At 73.3% G+C, this 4667-nt stretch carries 4 protein-coding genes; 1 reads left to right on the forward strand and 3 read right to left on the reverse strand.

Annotated elements, in window-relative coordinates; translation table 11 throughout:
* Nucleotides 1–74: 74 nt before the first annotated feature.
* On the forward strand, nucleotides 75–2324 hold the full coding sequence (locus D7W82_RS38510) for a spermidine synthase (RefSeq protein WP_120623019.1): 2250 nt from the start codon (nucleotides 75–77) through the stop codon (nucleotides 2322–2324).
* Here the strand turns inward: D7W82_RS38510 and D7W82_RS38515 are convergent.
* The 3 genes from D7W82_RS38515 to D7W82_RS38525 all read right to left on the reverse strand — a co-directional run.
* The gene (locus D7W82_RS38515) at nucleotides 2321–3091 is read right to left on the reverse strand and encodes a YoaK family protein (protein WP_120623020.1); all 771 of its coding nucleotides are present in this window, start codon (nucleotides 3089–3091) and stop codon (nucleotides 2321–2323) included. The two genes, D7W82_RS38510 and D7W82_RS38515, sit on opposite strands and share 4 nt — an antisense overlap.
* 22 nt (nucleotides 3092–3113) lie before the next feature.
* Nucleotides 3114–3464, reverse strand: a complete 351-nt coding sequence (locus D7W82_RS38520) for a histidine triad nucleotide-binding protein (protein ID WP_120623021.1) — start codon at nucleotides 3462–3464, stop codon at nucleotides 3114–3116.
* A 62-nt stretch (nucleotides 3465–3526) separates the two neighbouring features.
* A partial coding sequence (locus tag D7W82_RS38525) for a hypothetical protein (RefSeq protein ID WP_120623022.1) occupies nucleotides 3527–4667 on the reverse strand: 1141 nt, incomplete at its 5' end.

The following is a 4667-nucleotide window of genomic DNA, read 5'->3' on the forward strand; positions in this document are numbered from 1 at the left end:
CTGTCGCCCTGGCGGGAAACACCCGGAGCGCGGGAACCCTACGCCGTGCGTCTTCCTCCCGCCCCCGAGGCCGCATGGTGCGCTACGCGCTCGCCATCTTCACCAGCGCCTTCCTGCTCTTCGGCGTCCAGCCGCTGGCGGGCCGCTACGCCCTGCCCTGGTACGGCGGCACGCCCGCGGTGTGGACTGCGTGCATGCTGTTCTTCCAGGCCGTGCTGCTCGCGGGCTACGCCTACGCGCACGCGGTGGCCTCCCGGCTGCGCCCGCGCGCGCAGGCCGCCCTGCACCTGAGCCTGCTGGTGGTGGCGTTGGCGGCGCTCGCGGCGCGGGCTTCTTGGACGGGCTCGCCGCTGGCGCCGGGGGACGGCTGGCGCCCCGTGGACGACCACCTGCCCGTGCTCCGGTTGATGCGGATGCTGGCCGCCACGCTGGGCCTGCCCTTCTTCGTGCTCAGCACCACCGGACCGCTCATCCAGTCGTGGTTCGCGCGCGCGCGGCCAGAGCGCTCGCCGTACGTGCTCTACGCGCTCTCCAACGCGGGCTCGCTGCTGGCGCTCCTGGGCTACCCGTTCCTCGTGGAGCCCTGGGTGGGCCGGAGCGCGCAGGCGTGGGGCTGGGCCGCGGGCTTCGTGCTCTTCGTCCTCTTCGTCCTCGCCTGCGCCCGGGACCTGCTGCGCCTGGCCCCCGCGACCAGCGCCCCCGAGTCCTCCACGAGCGAGAGCGCGGAAGCGGTCTCCGAGGAGGCCTCCACGGCATCGGCGTCCCAACGTCCGGGCGTGGGGCGCACGCTGACGTGGCTGGCGCTGAGCACGTGCGCGTCGGTGCTGCTGCTGGCCACGACGAACAAGCTCTCCCAGGACGTGGCGGCGGGCCCCTTCCTGTGGGTGATGCCGCTGGCGGTGTACCTGATCACCTTCATCCTGGCCTTCTCACGCGAGTCCTTCTACGCGCGCACGCCGTACTCGGTGGGGCTCATCGCCTCCGTGGTGCTGGTGACGTACGCGCACAAGGAGGGCCCCGCGCTGGGCCTGGGGTGGCAGGTGCTCTTCCACGCGTCCGCGCTCTTCACGGGCGCCATGGTGTGCCACGGGGAGCTGTACCGGCGCCGTCCGGCGCCGCGCTACCTGAGCGCCTTCTACCTCTGGGTGTCCGTGGGCGGCGTGGTGGGCGGCGTGTTCGTCAACCTGGTCGCGCCCGCCGTCTTCACCACCTACTGGGAGCACCCGCTGGCGCTGGCCGCGTGCTGCGCGGTGGCCTTCGCGGGGCTGATGCGCAAGCCGGAGGAGGAGACGGCGGTGGCGCGCACGCAGCGGCTCTTTCGCGGGGCGCTGCTGGTGGGCGTGGCGGTGCACCTGCCGGTGCTCGTCCTCACGGACCTGGGACGCGTGCGCTTCGCCGCGCGCAACTTCTTCGGCGTGGTGCGCGTGCTGGAGCTGTCCGCGAACGATCCCCAGCAGCACCAGTACGTCCTGCGCCACGGCGCCATCACCCACGGCTGGCAGTACATCCGCCCGGAGCGCCGCGGCCTCCCCACGGCGTACTACACGACGGACGCGGGCCTGGGGCTCGCGCTCGCGGAGCAGCGCCGGTGGCGCCAGGCGCAGGGGCTGCCCAGCGGCCTGCGCGTGGGCATGCTGGGGCTGGGCGTGGGCAACAGCGCCACGCTGATGGCCGCCGGGGACGACGTGCGCTTCTATGAAATCAACCCCGACATCATCGACCTCGCGAAGGGCCAGGGGGGCTTCTTCAGCACGCTGACGGACACGCCCGCGCACGTGGAGGTCGTCGAGGGCGACGCGCGCATCTCCCTGGAGAAGGAGCTGGAGCAGGGCTCGCGCCAGTTCGACGTGCTGGCGCTGGACGTCTTCAGCTCGGACGCCATCCCGGTGCACCTGCTGACGCAGGAGGCGGTGGCGCTCTACCTCCAGCACCTGGCGCCGCAGGGCGTGCTGGCGATGCACATCAGCAACCAGCACCTGGACCTGGTGCCCATCAGCCTGACGCACGCGCGGGCCGCCGGCCTGTCCGCGGCGCTCGTCGCGAGGGACAGCGACGGCGACGCGGTGGCCAGCTCGTGGATGCTGCTGAGCCGGGACCCGGAGTTCTTCTGGGGCCCCACCTTCAGCAAGGGCAAGGCGCGCGTGCGCCGGCTGGTGCTGCGCGGTGAGCCGGAGTACGTCTGGACGGACGAGCGCAGCAGCGTGCTCCAGGCGCTGCGCCCCTGGTCCCAGGGCCCTGCCGCGGCCCATCCGAACGTCACGGACGCGCCCGCGCGGGCCCAGGTCCAGCCGGCGCAGCCCGTGGTCCAGCCGGCGTCACCCTAGCTTCCGGGCGCGGTGGGGGACGCGACGGGCTTCACGGTCAGCCGCGCGTCCAGCGCCGCCAGCACGCCCAGCACCGCGCACGGCAGCACCAGCGTCACGGCCCCGTGGCGCAGGAACAGGTAGGGGCCCAGCGTGCAGCCCGTGAGGAACGCCAGCACCAGGCCCAGGTGGAGCCGCGTGCGCTCGAACTCCACGGCGGAGGGCAGGTGCCGCACGCGCTGCCACAGCCCCGTCGCGCTTCCCCCGCGAAGCCCGTCGCGCACCCACGCCAGCATCTGCACCAGCTGGATGCCGATGTCCGTGAGCATCCCCGTCACGTGTGTGGTGCGCACCACCGCGCCGGACACCCGCGTGACGAGCGCGTTCTGCATCCCCATGGCGAAGGCGAAGCCCCAGAGCAGCACCGGCGCGGGCGTGTCCGGCATGGACGCCAGGCCCACGCCCACGCCCCCCAGCACGAACAGCTCCACCAGCAGCGCGGCCACGTGACGGCCCCGCGTGCGGTGCCGCGAGGCGTCCAGCAGCCCCGTGGCGCAGAAGGCCCCGGCGACGAACACCCCCATCAGCTGCGCGGGCAGCCGCGCCGTGTCCCAGCGGCCCTGGGCCAGGGACTCGCCCAGCGTGGCCATGTTCCCGGACATGTGGGACGTGTGCGCGCCCAGCGCCACGAACCCCATGGCGTTGACCGCGCCGGCCACGGACGAAAGCAGCACGGCGAGCAGGGAGTAGGTGCGGCGGGACTGGGGTGACGACCGGGCGCTGAACATGATGGGCGGGCCGGAACGACGGCTAGCCCGGCGGCCAGTGCAGGGTGCGGCCCGCGAGCAGGTGCAGGTGGATGTGGAACACCGTCTGGCCCGCGTCGCGCTGGGTGTTCATCACCACGCGGTAGCCCGTGTCCGCGTGGCCCCGCTCGCGCGCCAGCTTCGCCGCGCCGATGTAGAGGCTGCCCACCAGCTCCCGGTCCTCCGCCGCGACGTCGTTCACCGTGGGGATGTGCTTGCGCGGGATGAACAGCACGTGGGTGGGGGCCTGCGGGTTGATGTCCTCGAAGCCCAGGCAGTGTTCGTCCTGGTAGACGACCTTCGCCGGGATGAGGCCATCGCGAATCTTGCAGAAGAGGCAGTTGGATTCGGGCATGGCCGTGGCTTACCAACCCGGCGGGGGGGCCGGAAGGGTCTTCCGCGTCTCAACTGTCCCGCTCAGGGCAGTCGCCACGAGTAGCCGGGGTCCGGCGCGCAGTCCGCCACGGGCAGCTTCACCAGCGCCAGCGGGCCGTCCTGGACCAGCAGCGTGCCCGCGCCCTCGAAGCCCGCCCGGGTGATGACGTGGCTGAAGCGGCGGGAGTCCCGCCCGGGGCCGGTGTGGGGATACAGCGGCACCTTCCGGTGGAAGTAGCTGTAGCCCCCCGTCCACGCCAGGTGCACCGCCTCCACCTTGAGGCCGCACACGTCGTCGCGCCGGCCCGCCGCCTCCAGCAGCCGGTTGACCGGGCCCTGGTCGTCCCAGGCGCTGTCCTTGGGACGCACGCGTTCGTACTGGCCCACGTCCCCGAAGGTGAGCGCCCCCGCGCCCGCGCCGGACAACAGCGCCCCCGCCACCACCGCCAACGTGGCGGTGGCCCTCGCCGGAGTGCCGCGCAGCACCCGCATGCAGGAGTCCAGCCCCACGCCCGCGAGCGCCGCGAACAGGGGCAGCACCGGCACCAGGAAGCGCAGCTCCTTGTGCGGCTGGTTCGCGTGCAGCAGGAAGAACGCCGCCGCCAGGAAGGACAGCCCCCACGCCCGGGGCACGGCCAGCACCGCCAGCGCGGCCGTGAAGACGGTCAGCACCGGCATCGCCGTGCGCAGGATGCGCGGGTAGTACTCGAAGGGCTCCGTGCCCCACTGGGCCGCCTTGCCCTGCACCACGTTGAAGTCCAGGTAGACGATGGCCGAGTGGAACCACCGCCCCCAGGTGAGCCTGTCCAGCAGGCCAAAGGCCAGCGCCCACCCGGCCAGCACCGCCAGCGCCACGCCCGCCTGACGCCACTGGCGCCGGCAGAGGAGCACCGCCACCAGGCCTACGCAGAACACGCCGTTCTGGAGCCGCAGCAGCACCGCCAGCCCCAGCAGGGACGCCCCCATCATCAGCGAGCGCCGGGACGCGGCCTTGGGCAGCGCCAGGGCCAGGCCCAGCACCACCGGCAGCACGGAGGCGTTCTCGCTCATGGCCCGGGGCGCGAAGTACAGCGGCACCGACGCCAGGGCGAACAGGGCCGCCCCGCCAGAGGCCGCCAGGGTGGAGGCCCCGGACGCGCGGGCCAGCCGCCATGTGGCCCACGCCGTCGCCGTGCCCACCAGC

Source organism: Corallococcus sp. CA049B (assembly GCF_003611685.1).
Lineage (GTDB): Bacteria > Myxococcota > Myxococcia > Myxococcales > Myxococcaceae > Corallococcus > Corallococcus coralloides.